This is a genomic window from Novosphingobium sp. TK71 (genome assembly GCF_055361505.1).
In genome coordinates, this window is the sequence record NZ_CM143962.1 from 1065994 (window position 1) to 1087989 (window position 21996).

Sequence of the window (21996 nt, forward strand, 5' to 3'; positions counted from 1 at the left end):
TCAAGCTGCCTTGCGGCGCTTGTCGAGGCAGGCTGCATAAGCCGCGAACAGGTCTTCGAAGTGGGCGTCCATGGTCCTTGCGGTGACCGCAGGGCGGGGCCGCTCCTGCACGACGGCGAGGATCGCTTCGGCTGCGGCCTGCGCATCGGCGGCGGCATAAGTCCGGCCCGCGCCTCCTGCTGCATGGTTCGCCGCGCCGCCCGCGTCCGGGACGATCACCGGAGTGCCGCTTGCACGGGCCTCTGCAGCTGTCATGCAGAAGGTCTCCGCCTCGCAGCCGTGCACCAGGGCATCGGCACTCGCCATGATGCGGGCGAATGCCGCGCGCTCGCGCTCGGGTGCAAAGAGGCGGACATGCGGATTGCCGGCGATGTGACGCAGGATCGTGCGCTGCTCGCGGCCTTCGCCCAGCATGACGAGGCCGATTGGCGTCCGCTGGCTTGCCATGCCCACAGCATCGATCACCAGCGGCCAGCGCTTTTCGGGTGCGAGACGGCCAACCGCCAGCAAGAGCGCGGCGCTCTCCGGCAGTTCGCAGGCCGCGAGCAATTCGGCCCGAAGCGCAGGGTCGCGGTGAGCGGGTGAGAAGCAGCCTCCCTCGACACCCATCGGGATCGTCACGGTATGCGATACGCCGCCTTCGCCAAGCCGCCTTGCAAGATCGCTGTTGGCGCAGACGACGTGATCGAACCGGCGACTGTGGCGGCGCAGGTGCTCCCAGAATACCGAGAACTGCCGGTCTATGGTCTCGCGAGAGAAGACGTTGCCGAGCCAGCGATAGGCGTAGGCGGACAGCGGATCGGCATGCATGACCAGACTGCGCGGTGCATCGCCCGGCCAGTCCGCCACGAGCCCGGCGCTCCGCCAGGGTGATGTCGCCTCCACGAAATCGGGCGCTTCGGCATCGAGCGCGGCGTGGAGCCGCTCGGGCTCGTTGAAGTACCAGTACTTCCGGTCCAGCGGGAAGCGCGGGCTTTTTACCAGGACGATGCGGGCGCCGGGGCCACGTTCGATCACAGCATCCTCGTCCCCGGGGGCAAGGATGACGATCTCATGGCCCATGGCGGGGCCGATCCGCAGCTTCTGTTCCACGTAAGTGCGTACGCCGCCGCCGTGGGGCGAATAGAAGGCACAGACGTCGACGATTTTCATTTGCTCAAGACCTTTGCCTGAAGGGGCGCGACACCGAGCCCGCTGCGGTAATTCATGACGATGCGCAGGCTCGTGAGCCCCGTGCCGGCGGCGGCGCTCGCCTTGCGCACGTTCGGCTTGCCCCAACCCAGCTTCGGATTGCCTGAGAAGCCGATACCGTCGATCTTCCAGTCGAACTTGCGGTCGTCGTCGCGGTCGTGAAGCAGGCTGACGGCGTAAGTGCCGGGCGCGGGCACACGGATGCAAAGGCTCGGGACGCCGCTGGGAGGCAACGCCGCCTCGACGCGGCGGAAGGTCTTCCCGGCGCTGACGAGGACGTTGTCGTCGGCAAGGAAGTCTTTCTCGTTGGCGGGGTAGACCTCCAGCCGGAGCCTGCCGCTCCTGTCTTTGAGGCCCACGGGCTCGACGACGAAGGCTGGACCGCTCTCGTTCGGCCGGCACCGGCCTTCGGCCTTGCCCAGATCGGGCGTGGAGGGAATGAGGGCGGCGGCAAGCAGCACGATGAAGGCCGGTGCGTTCATGCCGACTGCTCGGGGATTGCCAGGTCTCTGCCTGCCAGCAGCGCCCCTAGCACGAGATGCGCCGCCAGAATCAGGCCCGCCATCAAGGTCATGAGCGCGCCGATGTCACGCTCGTGGCCTAGGGCGAGCACTGCGACCCCTGCGAACAGCAAATCCTTGTTGGGTATCAACGGCAGCCGGGAGACCAGCAGACGCAGCGTGGCAAGGAAAAGCCACCAGGAAAGCTGCACTTCGGGAAGAACCAGATGCCAGAGCAGGGCATTGAACAACGTCGTCAGCGCGATCCGGCCGAAGTGGATCTGCGTTATCATGACGAGATCGGCCTGAGGCAGCGAGAAGACGCGGCGGCGGAGCAGCATGGCGGCCGCAGAAACGACCAGCAGGACGCCGAGAGAGAGGGTCATCATCCGGCTGTCGAGCCCGAGCCGCGTTGTGCCCATGACCGGCACCATCACCGCCAGCAGAGCCATGGTCACCCCGTTGCCGGTCATCGCCGACAGGATGGCCACGTCCTTCACCGCTCCGAACGGCGCTGCTCCCAGCGCGACCCGGCGCCGCGCCCAAGTGTAAAAGTACGCCTCTCCCAGGTAGCCAAGCAGCAGTTCGTTGTAGACCTTCTTGCGCAGCAGCGCGAGCATGCCGGAGCCTGGGATGCCCCAGAGCCGCCGGAAAATGAGCCATTCGCTGGCCGGCGTCACAAGATAGCTCAGCGTGAAGACCACCCAGAAGCCGGGGGTCGCCGGCACCATCGCGATGAGATTCCGGAGGTCGAGCCCGCCCAGTTCATGGAAGACCGCGGCAACGACAGCGAGCGAAAGAATAATGGAAAACGCGGCGTTACGGCCACGACGCGGATCGCGGTCCTGCGGCGTCAGTTGAAGGGCCGGGGCATCTGGCGCCAGAATGGCGGCGGTCTCTGTCACGAAAGTCTCCGCGAATAGGGGAGGGGTCAGAGCGTGCGCTGCCGGGACGCGTGCCCCGTCCATGCACTGAGCCCAAGATTGCGGCGGCGGTTGTGTTCGCGCTGGCGGTGAAGCTGCGTCATCATTTCGAGATAGCGCCGCGCCGCGCTTTCGACCTCGTAGCGCGCGGCAATGTCCCGGGCTCGGTCGGGGTCTCCGCCGAGCTCCCTGATGCGCGTGAGCCCTGCGGCAAACGCGCCTTCGTCCCGCGGCTGTACCAGCAGGCCGGTGCGACCTTCCTCGATCAGGCATTCCATGCTGACGCAGCAGTTCGTTGACAGTACCAGCAGACCTGCCGCCAGTGCTTCCACGACGACGCCGGGCAGGCCTTCGTAGTCGGAACTCAGCACGAAAACGTCTGCATCGGCCAGCAGGGTATCGATCGTTCCAAGATAGCCGGTGAGGAAGACCCTTCCATCGAGGCCGAGCTGTCGGACCAGATTTTCGATGACTCCGCGTTCCGGGCCTTCGCCTGCGATCGTGAGGGTATCGGCCGGGCGGGCGGCGCGTGCGAAGGCGCGCAGCATCATGGCATGGTTCTTTTGCGGAGCGAGGCGTCCGGCTGTGAGATAGCGCGTTCCCCAGACCGAGCCGGGTCGCCTGTCGAACCGAGTGAGACGGGCAAGGCGAGCACGGGACAGGATCGGGTTTGCGATGACTTCCACCTGGCTTGCCCTGGCCCGCGTCGTTTCCCGGATTTCACGCGCCATGGGTTCGGAAAGGCCGATCAGCCGATCGAACATGCGGCCCTGGACGCGCAGCCATGCGCCGTATCCGTGCCGCACCCAGGGAGACATGTCGGGCCGGTGCAGGGCATTGCTGACCTTGAGCGCCATGGGCGGCGCGTGTTCACCCAGCAACAGGCGCATCGCCGCACCGACCACGGCATAAGTGTTGCCGGGCAGGAACAGCACGTCGGCGCCCTGATCGACGAGGTAGCTGTATAGCGAGTGGATCATCCAGGGCGTCTCCCACGACGCCGTGGGAAGGCGGGTGGGGATCTGCCAATAATCCAGTTCGGGCAGCCTGGAGAGATCGCAGCCGCTTGCCCGGCCAAGCACCACGGTCACCTGGTGCCCGCTGCGATCCCATTCCGCAGCGAGCCCCAGCGCCACGCGTTCAACTCCGCCCGGATCGGGGCTGTGCAGCGGCACCAGAATCCTGAGCGCGTCCGTCATGTGGCTCCTGCTGTCATGGCCTGGATCTTCGGGAAGACTCCGCCGAACCACGCGACCCGCAGCAGGCATGCCGATTAATTCCAGCGCGAGACGGGCTGATATGGCGGCCTGATTTCGGGTTTGTGACGGTCGTTCTCACCGTCATCTGCGAGACGTGAAATTGCTGGGAAACTGTCATCGACCGGGCAAACGACGGTGCTCGGCAGCAGTTGACGCCCGGTGCCATAGCCCGCACGCATCAGGAAGCGCCGACTTAAAGATATTTATTTAATATTATCAGATATTTGAATGTAAGACCTGCACGCTCAAAGCTGCCGCCGTTGATCGAAAGCCGGGGTGGTCATGCGTGGATTTGCAGGCTGTCCGGGCTCTGGCTGCAGCGCAGAAGAGCCCGGCAGGCACCCTGCATTATGCGCGGCGAACTTGCTGTTCGAAGCGTCCGACGACCGAAAATTTGCCGCCCGCGCAAGCCCGTTGTTGCTTTTTATGAAATTGGTGCGCGCCAAACGCGAGTTTTTTGTCTATGGAGCCCGTCAACAGGCCCGTTGGGGTCGCGCACCCCTCATCAGGCCTTACCAGATCAGACCGCGCAAGCGGCACAGGACGATTCGACAAACTCATGACTTTTTCCCAGCTCCCCCAGCCTCTCGCCGAAGCGCTTACCGCGCATGGCTATGAGAATCTGACCCCGGTTCAGGCCGCTGTCGCCGAAGCCGAAGCGCGTGGACGCGACCTCGTGGTTTCGGCGCAGACCGGTTCCGGCAAAACCGTCGCATTCGGCATCGCCATGGGCGACGAACTGCTGGCCGACGGCTCCATTCCTTATGCCGAAGCGCCGCTCGCACTTGCTATCGCGCCCACGCGCGAACTTGCGCTGCAGGTTAGCCGCGAACTGACCTGGCTCTACGCCTCGACCGGCGCTCGCATCGTCACGTGTGTTGGCGGCATGGACCCCGTTCGCGAGCGCAAGCAGCTTGAGCGCGGCGCCACCATCGTCGTTGGCACGCCGGGCCGTCTGCGCGATCACCTCGAACGTGGCAAGCTGGACCTCTCCTCGCTGCGGGTCGTCGTGCTCGACGAAGCGGACGAGATGCTCGACATGGGCTTCCGTGAAGACCTTGAGGAACTGCTCGACGCGATGCCGGCCAGCCGCCGCACGCTGCTGTTCTCGGCTACCATGCCGCGTCCGATCGAAGCGCTGGCCCGTCGCTACCAGACCAATGCCCTGCGCATTTCGACGGTCAGCGAGAACCGCGGCCATGGTGACATCACCTATCAAGCGGTTACCGTTGCGCCGGCCGATGTCGAAAACGCGGTGGTAAACCTGCTTCGCCTTCATGACGCGGAAACCGCGATCCTGTTCTGCGCCACCCGTGACAATGTGAAGCACCTTCACTCCACGTTGACGGAACGCGGCTTCTCGGCCGTGGCGCTTTCGGGCGAGCATTCGCAGAACGAGCGCAACAACGCGCTTCAGGCGCTTCGCGACAAGCGCGCCCGCGTCTGCGTCGCCACTGACGTCGCTGCACGCGGCATCGATCTTCCCTCGCTGAGCCTCGTCGTACACGTCGAGATTCCGCGCGATGCCGAAACGCTCCAGCACCGTTCGGGCCGTACCGGCCGCGCGGGCAAGAAGGGCACTGCCGTCATCGTCGTGCCGTTCCCGCGTCGTCGCCGCGTGGAGGGTATGCTTCGCGGTGCCCGCATCGAGGCCGAGTGGATTTCCGCGCCGAGCCCCGAAGCGATCCGCGAAGCCGATCGCAGCCGTCTGATGGACAAGCTGCTGGCCCCGGTCGAAGCGGACGACGAGGACCGTGAAATCGCGCGCGGCCTGCTTGAAAAGGTGAGCCCGGAAGACCTCGCCGTCGCACTTGTTCGCGCCCACCGCGCAAGTCTGCCGCAGCCCGAGGAACTCATCGGCAACAGCCCGGAAGCCCGCGAAGCGCGCCAGCGTCCCGGTTTCGACGATGTGGTCTGGTTCACGATGGATGTTGGCCGCGAACAGCATGCCGATCCGCGCTGGATCCTGCCGCTGCTCTGCCGCCGTGGTCACGTCACCCGCAATGCGGTCGGCCAGATCCGCATCGGCGCCGACCAGACCCACTTCCAGATCCCGCGGGACATGGCCGACCAGTTCATCCGTTCGGTCGAGCGTACCTCTCATGATGAGAGCGGCGACGTCGAAAACACGATCCGCATCGAAGTCGCGACCGAAACACCGCGCGATATCGCACGCGATCGTCGTCGTGACGGACCGCAGGGTCGTGGCCGCAAGCCTTATGGGCGCGAGGAAGGTGGACGTGGCGGTTTCGATGGCCCGCGTCACCACAAGCCCCGTCCGACCGGCGGTCCGCGCAATGATCGCGGTGGTCCCGGTGGCCCCGGCGCGGGCGGTAAGCCGTTCCACAAGAAGCCGAGGAAGTCGTTCTAAGAACGGCTTTTTCAGGACACTGAAAACGAAAACGGGGCCCGCGAAGGCCCCGTTTTTGGTTTTCGGGGATGTTTTCCGGTTCAGGCCAGAATTTCGAGGACCTCGATTGCGTCTTCCTGTCCGTTGAAATCGACGAACTCACCCGCCCCGGAGCCCAACAGGACGCGGGCGAGCGGGGCAGTGAAGGCGAGATCGCCCTTGGCCGGATCGGCTTCGTCATGCCCGACGATCCGGATTTCGCGCGTCTGCCCCTTCAGGGTGAAGCGCACGCGGTGACCGAACATCACGGTATCGCCGGCGGGCGCGGGCTGCTCTTCGGCTGTCGCCAGCCGTTTGCGCCAGTAGCGCAGATCACGCTTGGCGGTATTGAGAGCAGTATCCTCGGTCAATGTCGGAACCAGCGCCTCCAGACCAGCGATCCGCGAACCGATAATCGCCACGCCTTCGGCCGTCACGAGATTGGGGCCGGGCGGGATCGGCACTTCGAACTTGGGTTCGAGATGTTCTTCGTCACCGTCGCGCCGGAAGGCTACGCTCATGCGTTGCCGCCCATGTACTGGTCCATGGCCTCGCTGGCTTCGAACCAGAAGGCTTCGGCCACTTCCAGATCCTCTGCCGCCTGCGTGCGGCGCTTGCCGATCTCGCCGATGCCCAGTCTGGCAAGGTCGCCCTTGGCGGAGCCGGGGTCCGCGAGCACGGCATCGAGCGCGTCAAGCTGCTGCTGGATGCGCTTCATGCGGGTTTCGGTCTCCGAGACCTTCTTGCGCAGGGCCTTGAGTTCCTCGCGGGCGACGGTGCCATTCTTGCGTGCCGGCTTGCCCTCGCCTTGCCTGTCGCCGCTCTTGGGCTGGTTCCGGCCAAGCACGAAGTCGATGTAGTCCTCCATCGAGCCGTCGTAGTTGTCCGCCGTGCCCTGATCGACCAGTACCAGACGGTCCGCCGCCAGTTCGACCATGTGCCGGTCGTGGCTGACGAGAATCACCGCGCCGGCAAAATCGTTGAGCGCCTGCACCAGCGCCTCGCGGGCGTCGACGTCGAGGTGGTTGGTCGGTTCGTCGAGGATCAGCATGTGCGGCGCGTCGCGCGTCACCAGCGCCAGGGCAAGACGCGCGCGTTCGCCGCCGGAAAGGGTGCCGATCCCGGCCGTCGCGCGCGGGCCGGAGAACCCGAAGCGACCCAGTTGTCCGCGCACCGCGACCGGCGGCTTGTCAGCCATGGCACGGGTCATCAATTCGAGCGGGGTTGAGTCAGAGGGGAGTTCCTCCACCTGATACTGGGTGAAGTAGCCGATACGGATCTTGGGCGAGAAGGTGAGCGAACCTTCCATCGGTTCGAGCTGGCGGGCGAGCAGGCGGGCCAGCGTGGTCTTGCCGTTGCCGTTGCGGCCGAGCAGGGCGATGCGGTCCTCAGGATCGATGCGCAAGTTGAGGCGGCGCAGAATCGGCTTGTCAGCGACGTAGCCGACCGAGGCGAGGTCGAGCGTGACGAGCGGCGGGCGCAGTTCATCCGGGCTCGGGAAATCGAAACTCAGCGAGGAATCCTCGGCCATGGCCGCGATCGGCTGCATTCGCGCCAGCATCTTGGCGCGCGATTGCGCCTGCTTCGCGGTGGAGGCGCGGGCGGAATTGCGGGCAACGTAGTCGGCCAGCTTCTTGCGCTGGGCGTCCTGATTCGCACGTGCGGCAACCGCCTGCGCGGCGCGTTCGGCGCGGATGCGCTCGAAGCTGTCGTAAGTGCCGGGGTAGAGCGTCAGCTTGCCCTGCTGCAGGTGCAGGATGTGATCGACCACGTTGTTGAGCAGGTCGCGTTCATGGCTGATGACGATCAGCGTCTTGGGGTAGGTCTGGAGGAAGTTCTCCAGCCAGAGTGTCGCTTCGAGGTCGAGGTGGTTTGAGGGTTCGTCGAGCAGCAGCACGTCGGGCTGCGAGAACAGCAGGCCCGCAAGCGCCACACGCATTTTCCAGCCGCCGGAGAAACTGTCCAGCGGGCTTGCCTGCATCGCCTCGTCGAAGCCGAGGCCGACGAGAATGCGCGCGGCGCGCGCTTCGCCGGTATAGGCGTCGATCGCGATAAGCCGGTCGTGGAGGTCGCCCAGGCGGTTGGGATCGGTGCAGGTCTCGGCTTCGGCAAGCAAGGACATCCGCTCGGCGTCGGCATCCAGCACAGCCTGGAGCGCGGTCTTGTGCCCCGCGGGTGCTTCCTGCGCGATATAGCCCAGACGGGCACGGCGCGGCATGTCCACCGAACCTTCGTCGGGCTCCAGTTCACCGATGATCGCCTTGACGAGCGTGGACTTGCCCGCGCCGTTGCGGCCGATCAGGCCCACCTTGCCGTCCTTGGGAATCGTGGCAGCGGCCTGGTCGAGGATGGTGCGCCCGCCAAGGCGAACGGTAATGTCACGGATCGTCAGCATGCGCTGCCTCTAGCAGCGCCGGGCAAAAAGCAAAACCGCGCTCTTCACTGGAAAATGGCGCTTGATTTGCCGCAATGCGATGTAAGTATGTCGTTGGTATCTCTTGAGTTGCTCCACCGAAACAGGCCGGGGAATCTGAATGAAGAAGACCGTGGGGGCCGCAATTGTCGTGGCGCTTGTTCTTGCTGCTGCCGCGATCTGGTGGATGACCCGCAGCCAAAAGGACCCGAACGAGATCGTTCTCCACGGCAATGTGGACATTCGGCAGGTCTCCCTGGCGTTCGACGGTAGTGGGCGGGTCACCCGGATGACTGTCGAGGAGGGCGATTCCGTCAAGGCGGGACAAGTGCTGGCGCAACTCGATACGGCTACCCTGAGCTTGCAGGCCGACAATGCAGAGGCGCAGGTCGCGGCTTCCCGGGAAAGCCTGCTCAAACTTCGCAACGGCACCCGGCCCGAGGAACTCCAGCAAGCGCGCGCGCGGCTTGCCGCTGCAAGGGCGGATGCAGTCAAGGCCGCTGACGACTTGCGCCGGGCCCGAGAGGTATCCTCTACCACGCAGGGCCGCGCCGTCAGCGCGCAGGAACTCGATCAGGAAAGAAATCTTGCCGCGGTCGCCGATGCGCGGGCCAAGGAAGCGGCAGAAGCGCTCAAGCTCGCCATTCGCGGACCTCGCGCTGAGGATGTCGCGGCCGCCGATGCGCAGATGAAGGGCGCCGAGGCCCAGCTCGCGCTGCTCAGGCATCAGGTTTCCCAAGGCGAACTCAAGGCTCCCGGTGACGCGGTGGTCCGTTCACGCCTGCTCGAAGTGGGGGACATGGCCACGCCGCAAAAGCCGGTCTACGAACTGGCTCTGACCAGTCCGAAATGGGTGCGCGTCTACGTTGAGGAGGCCGATCTCGGCCGTGTCCGCATGGGCATGAAGGCGAGGGTGACGAGCGACAGTTTTCCCGACAAGCCGGTTGCGGGCACGGTGGGCTATATTTCCTCGGTCGCGGAATTCACTCCCAAGTCGGTAGAGACCGAATCGCTGCGCACTGCGCTCGTCTACGAAGTGCGCGTCAGGGTTGATGACCGCAACGGGACCTTGCGGCTCGGGCAACCGGTGACGGTGCGGATCAATACTGGTGCGCCAAGTGAAGGGCACGCCCGGTGAACGGCCCGGCCGAGACCGAAGACGCCGGGACAGGCAGGATGACAAGCGCACTGACGGTGCGGAGCCGGAACCTGCGAAAGAGTTTCATCGGCGCGGACGGTAAAGCGTTCGATGCCGTGCAGGATCTTTGTCTGGACATCCGCGAGGGGACGATCACGGCGCTCGTCGGGCCGGATGGGGCAGGCAAGACGACGTTGATGCGGATGATGACCGGATTGCTGGCTCCCGACGGTGGCACTCTGGATGTACTGGGCATCGACGTGACACGGCGTCCGCAGGCGGTGCAGGACCGAATCAGCTACATGCCGCAGCGCTTCGGTCTCTACGAGGATCTCAGCGTTCAGGAGAACCTCGATCTCTACGCCGATCTCCACGGCGTGCCGCAGGAGCTGCGCGCCGAGCGCTTCTCGCGAATGCTGGAAATGACCGACATGGCCCGTTTCACCGGACGTCCGGCGGGGAAGCTTTCAGGCGGGATGAAGCAGAAGCTCGGGCTCGCCTGCACGCTTGTGCGCGTGCCCGATCTTCTCCTGCTGGACGAACCGAGCGTCGGGGTCGACCCGCTGTCGCGGCGCGATCTCTGGGAGATCATCGAGCAGTTGATCGAGGCGGAGGGGCTGAGCATCATCGTCAGCACTGCCTACATGGATGAGGCTGGGCGCTGCGACGAGGTGCTGGTCATGGATCACGGCCGCCTGCTGGATCAGGGCACACCGGGTGAACTGACGAAAAAGGCCCGCGGTCTGACTTTCGTGGCCGCACCGCCTGCTAATATGCCTGCGCGCGATCTGCAGGCCAGGTTGATCGATGCGCCCGACCGGATCATAGACGCGGTGCCGAGAGGCGGTGCGGTGCGCTTCATCCGGTCGCCCGACGCCGAACTGCAAGACATGGAAGACCTGCTCGACGGCGTTGAAGCGGAGCCGAGAGCCGAACAACTGGAGGATGCCTTCATGCTTCTGCTGCGCCAACACGATGGCGTGCGCGAGGCGGAGAGCAAGGCGCCCATCGTTGCGATAGAACCCGAACCGGGAGGGGCGGAAGATGACGAGGCCGTCATCCATGTACGCGACCTGGTGCGGCGTTTCGGAGATTTCACCGCCGTCGCCAGCACCTCGTTCGACGTGCGGCGCGGCGAGATATTCGGGCTGCTCGGTCCCAACGGCGCGGGCAAGACCACGACCTTCCGGATGCTCTGCGGGCTGCTTCCGGCGACCAGTGGGACGCTCGAAGTGGCGGGTGTCAACTTGCGCCGCGCACGGGCGCAGGCGCGGCGGCGGATCGGCTATGTCGCGCAGAAATTCTCGCTCTATGCAAATCTCACCGTGCGCGAGAACCTTGAGTTCTTCGGGGGCGCCTACGGTCTTCGCGGCACCATCCTGCGCGAACGGGTGAAGGCGATCATCGGGCAATTCGATCTCGATCCGGCGGCTGTCAGTGGAGAACTGCCGCATGGCTACAAGCAGCGGCTCGCCATGGCGGCAGGGCTCGTGCACGAACCGGAAATCCTGTTCCTCGATGAGCCGACCAGCGGCATCGATCCGCTGGCGCGGCGATCCTTCTGGCGCACGATCACGGCGCTTTCGCAGGCCGGCGTGACGGTGGTTGTCACCACGCACTTCATGGAAGAAGCGGAATATTGCGATCGTATCGCCATCCAGGATGCTGGACGGATGCTTGCGCTCGGCACTCCGCAGCAAGTGCGCGAGCAGGCAGGCGGCGGCGACATCGACATGGATGCGGCCTTTATCGCCATTGTCGAACAGGGGCGCGCCGCCGATCATGACAGCAAGGTAGCGGCGTGACAGCGGACAGCACCTTCCTGTCGAGGTTGGCCGCTCTTTCTCGCAAGGAAACGCGCCAGATGCTGCGTGACCGCAGCAACCTGATGGTCGGGCTGCTCCTGCCGGTCGGGCTGATCCTTCTGTTCGGCTTCGGGCTCTCGTTCGACGTGAAGAATGCGCCTGTCGCGCTGGTGCTTCAGGACCGTTCCGATACTGCGCGCGAGATCGTCTCGGGCATCCGGGGATCGCCCTATCTCTCCCCTGTCGATGTCGAGACGATGGAGGAGGCCAGCGAAATGCTGCGCAGCGGCCGGGTCGACGCCATCGTGCGGGTGCCGGTCGACTTCGCGCGGGCACAAGCGGTTGGCAGGGGAAGTGCAGGCGGCCAGATCCAACTCATCCTCAACGGCGTCGATTCCACGACCGCACAGACACTGGAGGCCTATGTGCAAGGCGCGATCGGCACGGTCGTGCTGCGGCAGTCCGACCGCGCAGGTTCGGTCGGGGCCGGCGGCAGCGTAACGCTGATGCAGCGGACCTGGTTCAACGAGGAGGGCAACAGTCGCTGGTATCTTGTGCCGGGGTTGATCGTGCTTGTCATGACCCTGGTGGGCGCCTTCCTCAGTTCGCTGCTGATTGCGCGGGAGTGGGAGCGCGGCACGCTCGAATCGCTGTTCGTCACGCCGGTTCGCCCCGTCGAAATGGTACTGTCCAAGATCGCGCCCTATCTCGTGGTGGGGATGATCGATCTGGTGATGTGCCTGCTGGCGGCGCGCTTCCTGTTCGATGTCCCGATCAGAGGCTCGATGGTGGCGATCGTGCTCTGCTCGTTTCTCTACCTGCTGGTTTCGCTGCTGGTCGGGCTCCTGATTTCAGGCGCGACACGCAACCAGTTCGCGGCGAGCCAGGTGGCGCTTCTGGCAAGCTTCATGCCCGCGCTCATGCTCTCGGGGTTCGTGTTCGACTTGCGCAATGTGCCTCTTGCGGTGAGGATCGTCGGCGAACTGCTGCCGGCAACGCACTTCATGAGCGTTATCAAGAGCCTGTTTCTCGCCGGTACGGACTGGACAATGGTCCTGCGCAACTGCGCGATCCTGATCGGCTACGTCGTGGTGCTGACCCTGCTGACGCAGCGCACCCTGCGCAAGCGTCTGGACTGACGGGATGGACTACCTGATCGCATGGTTCGCCCAGATCGCGGTGCTGTGCCGCAAGGAAGTGCTGGCCCTGTTCAAGGATCCGGCCAACCGCCTGTTGTTGGTGGCCCCGGCATTCATCCAGTCCATGCTGTTCGGCTACGGCGCGATCCTCGATCTCGACTATGTGCCCTATGCGCTGCTCGACCAGAGCAGGGGACAGGCGGCGAGCGAGTTCATCGCCCGGTTGGATGGTACCGGGGTATTCGCAAGAGAGGCCACCCTGACGAGCTCCGCCCAGATCGCGTCGTTGATCGATGGTGGGAAAGTGCTCATGGCGGTAACGATCCCGGCCGATTTCGACCGCCGACTGGCTGCGGGGGAAAGCGCACAAGTACAGATCGTCCTGGATGGCCGAAACTCGACTACGGCGGGTTCGGCTGCGGCTTACGTGTCTTCGGTGACGCAGGGCTTCAATGCGGCGCGAAGCGGAATGCAGGGCGTAAGCGTGATCCGGCGGGCCTGGTTCAACCCGAACCTCGAATCGCGATGGCAGATCATGCCCACCATGATCGCCACACTTTCGATGTTGCAGACCTTGCTGCTGGCGGCGCTGTCCGTGGCGCGAGAGCGAGAGCAGGGAACATTCGACCAGCTTCTCGTCACACCGCTCACCCCTTTGCAGATACTGGTGGGGAAAGCGCTCCCCTCGATCGTCGTCGGATTGCTGCAATCGACGATCGTACTGATGATCGTGCGCTTCTGGTTCCAGATCCCGATGAGCGGATCGCCACTGCTGCTGTACTTCGGGCTTTTCGTGTTCAACCTCGCCTCGGTGGGCATCGGCATGTCGATCTCGGCGCTGGCGCTGAACATGCAACAGGCGATGCTCTACTCGTTTCTCATCATCATGCCGCTGACCTTGCTTTCCGGCATGTTGACGCCGGTGCGCAACATGCCGGAAGTGCTCCAGATCGCGACTTACGCGAACCCGCTGCGCTTCGGCGTCGCCATCGTCCGGCGGGTCTATCTCGAAGGCGCAGTGCTCGGAGACATCGCGCTCGATTTCGTGCCTTTGCTTGTGGTTGCCGCGATAACCCTGCCTCTGTCCGCCTGGCTGTTCCGCCATCGTCTCGCCTGATCCCAGGACCAATGCGCATGACCTCAAGGTTCCTGACTGCCGCACTCACAGCCACGTCACTGGCCCTCTGTCTTCCCGCCTGCACGGTCGGTCCGGACTTCAAGGCACCCACGCCCGCAGCCCCGGATGACTGGGCAAGCTGGCGCGGAGGCGACCCGAGCCTGATCGCGCCCACTTCGGGTAGCGTAACCATTCCGGCGGACTGGTGGACCATACTCGGCGACCCCGTTCTGGATCGTCTGGAGCGGCAGGCCATGGCCGCCAGCCCCGATATCGAAACCGCTGCGCTTCACTTCGCGCAGGCCCGCGCGCAGCGAGGTATCGCCGCGTCCGCAAGTTTGCCGCAAGTCAACGCGAGCGCCCAGGTCAACCGCGAGCGCATGAGCGAGTATGGCGCCTCCACCCGCCTTTTCGACGCTATCGGGGGCAGTGCATCGGGGGCTAGTCGCGACGAACTGGCGAAGTTCCTTGCCGATCCCTTCACGCTCTATCAGGGAGGCTTCGATGCCGGATGGGAGATCGATCTCTGGGGCAGGGTTCGTCGCTCAATCGAATCGGCAGATGCGCAAGTGGCGGGGCAGGGCGCCATGCTGGACCTTGCACGACTGTCCGTCGCCAGCGAGGTCGCCCAGGCCTACTTTGCGCTGCGCACCGCTCAGGCACAGATCGCTTTGGCTAAGGAAGACATCGCGCTGCTCACAGACCAGGTTTCGCTGGTCGCCGCGCGAGCCGATGGCGGCATGGAAAACCATACCGGCCTCGAAACCGACCGGGCCGGACTGCGCGCCCTGGAGGCAAGCCTTCCCGCACTTCAGGCGCAGGAAGCGGCGCAAATTGGCCGTATCGCTCTGGCCTTGGGGCAGCAGCCGGGCTCCCTGCGCGATCTCCTGCTACCTACCCGAAATGCAACCGTAATTCCCGCGCCGCCGGACCTTTCGCTAGGGCTGCCCTCCGAAGTCGCCCAGCGCCGACCGGACGTAAGGGCGGCCGAATCGAAACTTCACGCCGCCACCGCCGAGATCGGCATTGCCATCGCCGATCTCTATCCCGCCATCCGGCTTGGCGGCGGGTTCGGCCTGGAGAGCTACCGCAAGGACAACCTGTTCGATTGGGCGAGCCGCACATGGCAGATAGGGCCCGGCCTCAGCCTGCCGATCTTCGATGGAGGTCGCCGCCGCGCCGCCGTGCAGGTCCGCAAGCTCGAAGCGCGCGAGGCCTTTGTGAACTACCAGACGACCGTATTGAAGGCCTGGCAGGAAATCGACGATGCCCTGAACGACTACACTGCCGAGTGGCACCGACGCGAGAAATTCATCGCCCGCGAAGGCAGCGCGCGAGCAGCATGGCAGAATGTCGAGGCGCGCTATCGGGCTGGTTCCGCCAACTACCTGCCGGTCATTGACGCCCGCCGCGCGGTGCTTCAGGCCGCTCGCGATGTGGCAGACAGCGAAGGCCGTCTGCGCACGCACTTTGCAGCGGTGAACAAGGCGATAGGCAATGCCCCCTCAGCGCCGGGAACACCTCCAAAGGATTAGTCCGAAAGGGGCGATGTGTTCACCCGTGAACGTGCTGCGCATGTTTCAAAAAGTTATCAACACCAATATGCCCCGGCATGCGATAGCTGGCGTGCCGCAAGCCTGTTCCGCATCGCCGCGAATCGGTTATTGTTTCGGCTTGCAACGCGGAATCACTTGTGATTCTATCGATATCCATGAGGTCCCAGCCCAAGATCATGCGACAGGAAGCCAGCCTCGCCAAGGAACGCCTGGTCCAGGGCATCGCTCTTGCGGTGCTGCTGCTGATGGGGGCGTTCGTGATCGCGGGGCCTAGCGGCATCATCGCCTGGACCGAGAACCAGCATCTCCTGGAAGAACGCCGCGTCAAGCTGGCGGAACTGCGTCTCGACCGGGATCGCCTGAAGAACCGCGTGAACCTGCTGGACCAGCGCCGCGTCGATCCCGATCTTGCCGGCGAACTGCTGCGCAGCAACCTCAATGTTGCCCGTCCTGACGAAATGGTCATGCTCATCGGCAAATGAAGCCGTCCGCGCCGGTTTTCGGCGCAGTTTGTGGCTGCTGCATTGCGGGCAGCCATAATTTTTGTGCCATTGGCGGCAAATTTCCTTCAACGCGCTTTCGATTTCCGCGCGGGGTCCTATAAGCGGCCCGAAATCAATCGCACCAACGATGGGGAGTCCCGTTGCCCAAAGCCAAGATTGACGCCGGTTCCGGCGCCGAGCCTGCCGTAACTCCGGCACAGGACGAAGACTTCGCGCTGCACAGCCTCCAGGAGGCACTCGCGGCCGACCGGCGCTACACGCCGAACAAGGAGGAACTGCTCAACCTTTACGAGCAGATGGTTCTTATCCGTCGCTTCGAGGAAAGGGCAGGCCAGCTTTACGGCCTCGGCCTGATCGGCGGCTTCTGTCACCTTTACATCGGCCAGGAAGCCGTTGCCGTGGGCCTTCAGTCCGCGCTCGATTCCAACCGCGACTCGGTCATCACCGGTTATCGCGACCATGGCCACATGCTTGCCTATGGTATCGACCCCAAGGTGATCATGGCCGAACTGACCGGCCGCGCCGCGGGTATCTCGCGCGGCAAGGGCGGCTCGATGCACATGTTCAGCGTGGAGCATAAGTTCTACGGCGGCCACGGCATCGTCGGCGCGCAGGTCTCGCTCGGCGCAGGTCTCGCTTTCGCGCACAAGTACCGTGAAGACGGCGGCGTCGCGATGGCCTACTTCGGTGACGGCGCTGCCAACCAGGGCCAGGTCTACGAGAGCTTCAACATGGCGGCTCTCTGGAAGCTCCCGATCATCTTCGTGATCGAGAACAACGGCTACGCCATGGGCACCGCCGTGAAACGCGGTTCGGCTGAAACGCACTTCTACCGCCGCGGCACCGCATTCCGGATTCCCGGCATGCAGGTTGACGGCATGGACGTGCTCGAAGTCCGCAAGGCGGCCGAACTGGCGCTGGAATACGTGCGCGCCGGCAATGGCCCGGTTCTCATGGAACTGAACACCTACCGTTATCGCGGTCACTCGATGTCCGACCCTGCCAAGTATCGCAGCCGCGAGGAAGTGCAGGACGTGCGCGAGAAGCGCGATCCGATCGAGCACGTGAAGAACGACCTCGTCGCCCTTGGCGTGGACGAGGCCGCGCTGAAGGAAATCGACAAGCGCGTCCGCGCGCAGGTCGCGGAATCGGCCGACTTCGCGGAAAACTCGCCCGAGCCCGAACTTTCCGAACTCTATACTGACGTCCTGGTGGAGCGCTACTGATGGCGATCGAACTCAAGATGCCGGCGCTCTCTCCGACGATGGAAGAGGGCAAGCTTGCCCGCTGGCTGGTCAAGGAAGGCGACGAAGTCGCTTCCGGTGATATCCTGGCTGAAATCGAAACCGACAAGGCGACGATGGAATTCGAAGCCGTCGACGAGGGCACCGTCGGCAAGATCCTCGTGGCCGAAGGCACCGAGGGCGTGAAGGTCGGCACGGTGATCGCCGTGCTCGCCGGTGAAGGCGAAGACGCTTCGGCGGTTTCCGCTCCGGCCCCCAAGGCAGAGGCTGCTCCCGCCGCCGAAGCCGCGCTGGCTGTCAAGGCCGAAGCACCGGCACCGGCTCCCGCGAAGAAGGATCCCGAAGTTCCCTTCGGCACCAACATGAAGACCTCGACCGTCCGCGAAGCACTGCGCGACGCCATGGCCGAGGAAATGCGCCGCGATCCGCGCGTCTTCGTCATGGGTGAGGAAGTCGCCGAATATCAGGGTGCCTACAAGGTTACCCAGGGTCTGCTGGAAGAGTTCGGCCCGCAGCGCGTGATCGATACGCCGATCACCGAATATGGCTTTGCCGGCATCGGCACCGGCGCCGCCATGGGCGGTCTGCGTCCGGTGATCGAGTTCATGACGTTCAACTTCGCCATGCAGGCGATCGATCACATCATCAACTCGGCGGCCAAGACCAACTACATGTCGGGCGGCCAGATGCGGTGCCCGATCGTGTTCCGCGGCCCCAACGGCGCGGCATCGCGCGTCGGCGCGCAGCACTCGCAGAACTACGGCCCGTGGTATGCCAACGTGCCCGGCCTCGTCGTGATCGCGCCTTACGACGCGTCGGACGCCAAGGGCCTGCTGAAGGCGGCGATCCGTAGCGAAGACCCGGTCGTGTTCCTTGAGAACGAACTGGTCTACGGCCGTACCTTCGAACTGCCCGAACTCGACGATCACGTCCTGCCGATCGGCAAGGCGCGGATCATGCGCGAAGGCAAGGACGTGACCATCGTGTCCTACTCGATCGGCGTCGGCCTCGCTCTCGAAGCGGCCGAGCAGCTGGCCGGTGAAGGCATCGATGCCGAAGTCATCGACCTTCGCACCCTGCGCCCGCTCGACAAGGAAACGGTGCTGGCGAGCCTTGCCAAGACCAACCGCATCGTCGTTGCGGAAGAAGGCTTCCCGGTTTGCTCGATCGCTTCGGAAATTTCCGCGATCTGCATGGAGGAAGGCTTCGACAACCTCGACGCACCGGTTGTCCGCGTCTGCAACGAGGACGTGCCGCTGCCTTACGCGGCCAACCTCGAAAAGCTTGCGCTGATCGACACGCCGCGCATCGTCGAGGCTGTCCGCAAGGTCTGCTATCGCTGATCCTTGCGCTGAAGCTGCCCAGGCAGTGACAATCGAGACGGCGGCGGAACGAAGGTTCCGCCGCCGTCTTGCGTTTGGCGTGTTACGCACTTGCGCAAGGGGCAGGGCGGGCTAGAGAGACGCCGTGCCCAAGCAACCCGCCCCCGAAAGCCGCCCGGAAGATCAGCTTCTGCCGATGCTGCCGCAGACCATGCAACTGGCGCTCGCCTATGCGCCATCTCGCGCACGTCTGCCGACTTTGGCACTGCTCGCGCTCGATCAACGCCTTGCAGGGCTTTTGCGGCATTCGCGCGAGCCGATGATGGCGCAGATCCGGCTTGCCTGGTGGCGGGAAACGCTGGGACGCGACGCCAGCGAATGGCCTGAGGGTGAGCCCCTGCTTGCGGTGCTGCGTAGCTGGAAAGGCGCGAACGCCATGCTCGTCCCGCTGGTGAATGGCTGGGAGGCGCTCACCGGCGAAGCTCCGCTTGCTCCGGCCGTGCTTGAGGAGATGGTCGACGGGCGGGCTGCCGCATTCGCCGCGCTTGCAAGAACGCTTGGCCGGGAAGACGAGGCAGATGCGGCGCTGGTCCTGGGGCGGCGCTGGGCCCTTGCGGATCTTGCGACCAAGCTCAATCATCCTGGCGAAAGCGTGGTCGTGCGCCGACTTGTCCAGGGAGAAAAGGGTGCGTCCCCACGCGTTTCGAGGAGCCTGCGTCCATTGGCCGTCCTTGAAGGGCTGGCCCGGGACAATCTGGCTCGCGGCGGCAGCGGATCGGCGCGCAGTGTCTTCAAGGCCATGCGCATCGGCCTGCTTGGCCGCTGACATTCCAACGATAACAGAGATGTAATTTCCCGATGGCGCGGCAGTAAGCGGATAAGCCGCGCGCGTTTGAGGGAGATTTGGCGATGCAGCGCTTCATCCTCGGCGGCCTCACGGTGTTCGTGATGCTGTCGCTGGGTCTGTTCTGGCTACAGGGCCGGGCCGAGGTGGAAAAGGCAGCGCCGTTGCCGCTGGCGTCGGTCGCTCCACCTGACCCGCAGAGCGTGCCAAGTGCTGATCTCACCGACATTGAAGGGCCGGACCTTCCGGAAGCTACCGAGCAGACGCGCGAACAGCGCCGCTTTGGCCGCTACGATCGTGACCGCGACGGCCGGATCACCCGCAACGAAATGCTGTCGACACGAGTCGATGCCTTCCGAAAGCTCGACAAGGACGGCAACAACCTGCTGACGTTTGAGGAATGGGCGGTCGCGACCGTCACGAAATTCGATGGCGCCGATACGAATCGCGATCAATCGCTGACACCGGGCGAATTCAGAAAGACCGCGCCGCCCCCGGCCAAGCCCAAACCCAAGTGCAGTTGCGGATCCTAGAGACGTCCCGGATCGAGTCCGGGACGCTAGGATTTCGAGGTCAGGCTGTCGGCACCAGACCTTCAAGCCAGGGCGCGATCTCTTCCTTGGCGCGCGAGGTATAGGCTTCCTTGCGCTGCTTCTTCTTCACGTCGTGAAGCGGCGGGAACAAGCCGAAATTCACGTTCATCGGCTGATAGGTCTCCGCCTCGGCATCGCCGGTGATGTGGGAGAGCAGAGCGCCCAGTGCCGTCGTTCGCGGCGGCGTCTGCCAGTCCCGACCGGAGAGTTCGGCTGCCGTCATCAGTCCGGCCATCAGCCCCACTGCGGCGCTTTCGACATAGCCTTCGCAGCCGGTGATCTGGCCTGCGAACCGCACATGGGGTGCGGTCTTGAGGCGAAGCTGGCGGTCCAGCAGGATCGGCGAGTTGAGGAACGTGTTACGGTGAAGTCCGCCGAGCCGCGCGAATTCGGCATTCTCCAGGCCCGGGATCGTTCGGAACAGGCGAACCTGCTCGGCATGCTTCAGCTTGGTCTGGAAGCCGACCATGTTCCAGATCGTGCCGAGTTTGTTGTCCTGGCGGAGCTGGACGACCGCATAGGCCCAGCGGCCATTGGGATGTTCCGGGGTCGCCCAGTGCGGGTTGTCGAGCCCGACCGGCTTCATCGGTCCGAATCGCAGCGTTTCGACGCCGCGCTCGGCCATGACCTCGATAGGCATGCATCCGTCGAAGTAGGGGGTATTTTCTTCCCATTCCTTGAAGGCGGTCTTCTCGCCGTCGAGGAGGGCCTGATGGAACGCAAGGTACTGGTCCTTGTCCATCGGGCAGTTGATGTAGTCCTTGGTTTCGCCCTTGTCCCAGCGGGAAGCCATCCAGCATACGTCCATGTCGATCGAGTCACGATAAACGATCGGCGCTATGGCGTCGAAGAAGGCAAGGCTGTCAGCTCCGGTCGCGCGGCCGATGCTGCCGGCGAGCATTTCCGCCGTCAGCGGACCGGTGGCAACGATGGTCGTTCCGGTTTCGGGGAGCGTGTCGATCCGCTCTCGCACGATCTCGACATTGGGCAAGGCCGACAGCCGAGCTTCCACTTCGGCGGAGAAGACATCGCGGTCCACTGCCAGTGCCGAACCGGCAGGCACCTGTGCCTTGGCCGCGGCAGACATGATCAGCGAATCGCAGCCGCGCATCTCATGGTGCAGCAGGCCTACGGCGTTCTTCTCGTGGTCGTCGGAGCGGAAGGAATTGGAGCAGACCAGTTCTGCCAGACCGTCGCCCTGGTGGGCGGGGCTACGCTCTCCGGTTCCGCGCATTTCCGAGAGACGGACGCGGAAACCGCGCCGCCCAAGTTGCCAGGCGGCCTCGCTGCCGGCCAGGCCGCCGCCGATGATGTGGACGTCTTGTGTCATGGCGCTTGCGCCTAGACCTTTGCGTGGCATCAGGGAAGGGTGGTGCTGCGGCTAAAAAGGCAAATCCCGAAGCCGCGCCGCAACCGGAGAGTTCAGCGAATGCCCAAGCGCGCCCTGATCGAACGCCGCCCCTGGCTGCTTGCGGCCATAGTCGCGGCGGTTCTGTTCCTATGGTGTCGCAACAGCACGATGCCGGGGCTTTATCTGCTGGCGCTCAAGGCGCTGCCTTTCCTCCTTCTGGCCGTTTATGCGGTCTTGCGGCATCGCGGGAAGGACACCCGGACTCTGGCTGCGATGCTGGTGTTGGAAGGGACAGGTGCGGCGCTCCATGACCTCTACGACTACCCGGCCACGGTTCTGATGATTATCGGGCACGTCATGGGAATTGCTCTGTTTCTGAACCATTTGCGCCGCGATCTTGCGATGGCCCGGAAGATCTTCGCCACAGCGCTGCTACTGCTGACCCCGCTTGTTTTCCTGTTACTGACGAACACCGACCGAGGAGCGGCGCCGGCATTTCAAGGGCTGGCACTCGGCGGGATGGCGGCAAGCGCCTGGGCCAGCACTTTCGTGCGTGCGCGGGTCGGAAGCGGCGCGCTGATCGTGGTCGTGGCCTGCCTGATCGCGCTGGAATGGCCGTCCTGGCAATTCGCCTGGCCACTGTTCTTTGTCGGAAATCTGGTGCTGGCAACGGGGGTGACCGGCGAATTGCGGTCACGCCCGGACTGAA

The 21996-nt window shown here is 64.3% G+C and carries 19 protein-coding genes; 12 read left to right on the forward strand and 7 right to left on the reverse strand.

Annotated features, from left to right (window positions below; genetic code table 11):
- The 4 genes from ACXJ16_RS04810 to ACXJ16_RS04825 are packed head-to-tail and all read right to left on the reverse strand — an operon-like array spanning nt 1 to nt 3813.
- Nucleotides 1-1152 carry a glycosyltransferase gene (locus ACXJ16_RS04810; RefSeq protein WP_463921499.1) on the reverse strand — a complete coding sequence of 384 codons (1152 nt, stop codon included), beginning with the start codon at nt 1150-1152 and terminating at the stop codon, nt 1-3.
- Nucleotides 1149-1673: a DUF2141 domain-containing protein gene (locus ACXJ16_RS04815; RefSeq protein WP_324695328.1), complete on the reverse strand. Its 525-nt coding sequence runs from the start codon at nt 1671-1673 to the stop codon at nt 1149-1151. Before ACXJ16_RS04815 ends, ACXJ16_RS04810 begins: the two co-directional genes overlap by 4 nt.
- Nucleotides 1670-2596 (reverse strand): hypothetical protein, encoded by a 927-nt coding sequence (locus tag ACXJ16_RS04820; protein WP_324695326.1) that lies wholly within the window; start codon nt 2594-2596, stop codon nt 1670-1672. Before ACXJ16_RS04820 ends, ACXJ16_RS04815 begins: the two co-directional genes overlap by 4 nt.
- Nucleotides 2597-2622: 26 nt before the next feature.
- Nucleotides 2623-3813, reverse strand: a complete 1191-nt coding sequence (locus ACXJ16_RS04825) for a glycosyltransferase (RefSeq protein ID WP_324695324.1) — start codon at nt 3811-3813, stop codon at nt 2623-2625.
- A 619-nt stretch (nt 3814-4432) separates the two neighbouring features.
- Between ACXJ16_RS04825 and ACXJ16_RS04830 the strand changes: the two genes are divergently transcribed.
- Entirely contained in the window at nt 4433-6244 is a 1812-nt protein-coding gene (locus ACXJ16_RS04830) for a DEAD/DEAH box helicase (protein WP_054437818.1), read from the forward strand.
- Between the two features lie 80 nt (nt 6245-6324).
- On the opposite strand, the gene ACXJ16_RS04835 is transcribed toward ACXJ16_RS04830, so the two are convergent.
- Together ACXJ16_RS04835 and ACXJ16_RS04840 are read right to left on the reverse strand one after the other, a co-directional pair.
- Complete coding sequence (locus ACXJ16_RS04835; RefSeq protein ID WP_324695322.1) at nt 6325-6783, reverse strand: GreA/GreB family elongation factor; 459 nt, start codon at nt 6781-6783, stop codon at nt 6325-6327.
- A complete protein-coding gene (locus ACXJ16_RS04840) occupies nt 6780-8657 on the reverse strand; it encodes an ABC-F family ATP-binding cassette domain-containing protein (RefSeq protein ID WP_324695320.1) in 1878 nt (625 codons plus the stop codon). The genes ACXJ16_RS04835 and ACXJ16_RS04840 overlap by 4 nt, the downstream gene beginning before the upstream one ends.
- Nucleotides 8658-8796: 139 nt before the next feature.
- Between ACXJ16_RS04840 and ACXJ16_RS04845 the strand changes: the two genes are divergently transcribed.
- The 10 genes from ACXJ16_RS04845 (at nt 8797) to ACXJ16_RS04890 (ending at nt 19876) form a co-directional block, all read left to right on the forward strand.
- Nucleotides 8797-9813: an HlyD family secretion protein gene (locus ACXJ16_RS04845; RefSeq protein ID WP_324695318.1), complete on the forward strand. Its 1017-nt coding sequence runs from the start codon at nt 8797-8799 to the stop codon at nt 9811-9813.
- A gap of 38 nt (nt 9814-9851) precedes the next feature.
- Nucleotides 9852-11618, forward strand: a complete 1767-nt coding sequence (locus tag ACXJ16_RS04850; protein ID WP_463921501.1) for an ATP-binding cassette domain-containing protein — start codon at nt 9852-9854, stop codon at nt 11616-11618.
- Nucleotides 11615-12757, forward strand: coding sequence for an ABC transporter permease (locus ACXJ16_RS04855; RefSeq protein ID WP_443477854.1), 1143 nt, complete (start codon nt 11615-11617; stop codon nt 12755-12757). Before ACXJ16_RS04850 ends, ACXJ16_RS04855 begins: the two co-directional genes overlap by 4 nt.
- Before the next feature lie 4 nt (nt 12758-12761).
- Nucleotides 12762-13874 carry an ABC transporter permease gene (locus tag ACXJ16_RS04860; RefSeq protein ID WP_463921503.1) on the forward strand — a complete coding sequence of 371 codons (1113 nt, stop codon included), beginning with the start codon at nt 12762-12764 and terminating at the stop codon, nt 13872-13874.
- 17 nt (nt 13875-13891) lie between these two features.
- Nucleotides 13892-15409 carry an efflux transporter outer membrane subunit gene (locus ACXJ16_RS04865; protein WP_463921504.1) on the forward strand — a complete coding sequence of 506 codons (1518 nt, stop codon included), beginning with the start codon at nt 13892-13894 and terminating at the stop codon, nt 15407-15409.
- A 176-nt stretch (nt 15410-15585) separates the two neighbouring features.
- Nucleotides 15586-15912: an FtsB family cell division protein gene (locus tag ACXJ16_RS04870; RefSeq protein ID WP_243692748.1), complete on the forward strand. Its 327-nt coding sequence runs from the start codon at nt 15586-15588 to the stop codon at nt 15910-15912.
- A gap of 161 nt (nt 15913-16073) precedes the next feature.
- Nucleotides 16074-17159, forward strand: coding sequence for a pyruvate dehydrogenase (acetyl-transferring) E1 component subunit alpha (gene pdhA / locus ACXJ16_RS04875; protein ID WP_185997376.1), 1086 nt, complete (start codon nt 16074-16076; stop codon nt 17157-17159).
- Nucleotides 17159-18520 (forward strand): pyruvate dehydrogenase complex E1 component subunit beta, encoded by a 1362-nt coding sequence (locus ACXJ16_RS04880; protein WP_463921505.1) that lies wholly within the window; start codon nt 17159-17161, stop codon nt 18518-18520. Before pdhA ends, ACXJ16_RS04880 begins: the two co-directional genes overlap by 1 nt.
- 124 nt (nt 18521-18644) lie before the next feature.
- Entirely contained in the window at nt 18645-19325 is a 681-nt protein-coding gene (locus tag ACXJ16_RS04885; RefSeq protein WP_324695302.1) for a hypothetical protein, read from the forward strand.
- 83 nt (nt 19326-19408) lie between these two features.
- A complete protein-coding gene (locus ACXJ16_RS04890) occupies nt 19409-19876 on the forward strand; it encodes an EF-hand domain-containing protein (RefSeq protein WP_324695300.1) in 468 nt (155 codons plus the stop codon).
- A gap of 40 nt (nt 19877-19916) precedes the next feature.
- Here ACXJ16_RS04890 and trmFO read toward each other — a convergent pair whose 3' ends face one another.
- Complete coding sequence (trmFO, locus tag ACXJ16_RS04895; RefSeq protein ID WP_324695298.1) at nt 19917-21266, reverse strand: methylenetetrahydrofolate--tRNA-(uracil(54)-C(5))-methyltransferase (FADH(2)-oxidizing) TrmFO; 1350 nt, start codon at nt 21264-21266, stop codon at nt 19917-19919.
- A gap of 99 nt (nt 21267-21365) precedes the next feature.
- On the opposite strand from trmFO, the gene ACXJ16_RS04900 reads away from it, so the two are divergent.
- Entirely contained in the window at nt 21366-21995 is a 630-nt protein-coding gene (locus ACXJ16_RS04900) for a hypothetical protein (protein ID WP_324695296.1), read from the forward strand.
- Nucleotide 21996 lies beyond the last annotated feature (1 nt).

Bases quoted from the DNA above. Each gene is read 5' to 3' on its own strand.
- ACXJ16_RS04850 (WP_463921501.1), top strand. From the start codon at position 9,852: ATGACAAGCGCACTGACGGTGCGGAGCCGGAACCTGCGAAAGAGTTTC.
- trmFO (WP_324695298.1), bottom strand. From the start codon at position 21,266: ATGACACAAGACGTCCACATCATCGGCGGCGGCCTGGCCGGCAGCGAG.
- ACXJ16_RS04865 (WP_463921504.1), top strand. From the start codon at position 13,892: ATGACCTCAAGGTTCCTGACTGCCGCACTCACAGCCACGTCACTGGCC.
- ACXJ16_RS04830 (WP_054437818.1), top strand. From the start codon at position 4,433: ATGACTTTTTCCCAGCTCCCCCAGCCTCTCGCCGAAGCGCTTACCGCG.
- ACXJ16_RS04810 (WP_463921499.1), bottom strand. From the start codon at position 1,152: ATGAAAATCGTCGACGTCTGTGCCTTCTATTCGCCCCACGGCGGCGGC.
- ACXJ16_RS04880 (WP_463921505.1), top strand. From the start codon at position 17,159: ATGGCGATCGAACTCAAGATGCCGGCGCTCTCTCCGACGATGGAAGAG.
- ACXJ16_RS04890 (WP_324695300.1), top strand. From the start codon at position 19,409: ATGCAGCGCTTCATCCTCGGCGGCCTCACGGTGTTCGTGATGCTGTCG.
- ACXJ16_RS04900 (WP_324695296.1), top strand. From the start codon at position 21,366: ATGCCCAAGCGCGCCCTGATCGAACGCCGCCCCTGGCTGCTTGCGGCC.
- ACXJ16_RS04815 (WP_324695328.1), bottom strand. From the start codon at position 1,673: ATGAACGCACCGGCCTTCATCGTGCTGCTTGCCGCCGCCCTCATTCCC.
- ACXJ16_RS04860 (WP_463921503.1), top strand. From the start codon at position 12,762: ATGGACTACCTGATCGCATGGTTCGCCCAGATCGCGGTGCTGTGCCGC.
- ACXJ16_RS04840 (WP_324695320.1), bottom strand. From the start codon at position 8,657: ATGCTGACGATCCGTGACATTACCGTTCGCCTTGGCGGGCGCACCATC.
- ACXJ16_RS04825 (WP_324695324.1), bottom strand. From the start codon at position 3,813: ATGACGGACGCGCTCAGGATTCTGGTGCCGCTGCACAGCCCCGATCCG.
- ACXJ16_RS04870 (WP_243692748.1), top strand. From the start codon at position 15,586: ATGAGGTCCCAGCCCAAGATCATGCGACAGGAAGCCAGCCTCGCCAAG.
- ACXJ16_RS04845 (WP_324695318.1), top strand. From the start codon at position 8,797: ATGAAGAAGACCGTGGGGGCCGCAATTGTCGTGGCGCTTGTTCTTGCT.
- ACXJ16_RS04835 (WP_324695322.1), bottom strand. From the start codon at position 6,783: ATGAGCGTAGCCTTCCGGCGCGACGGTGACGAAGAACATCTCGAACCC.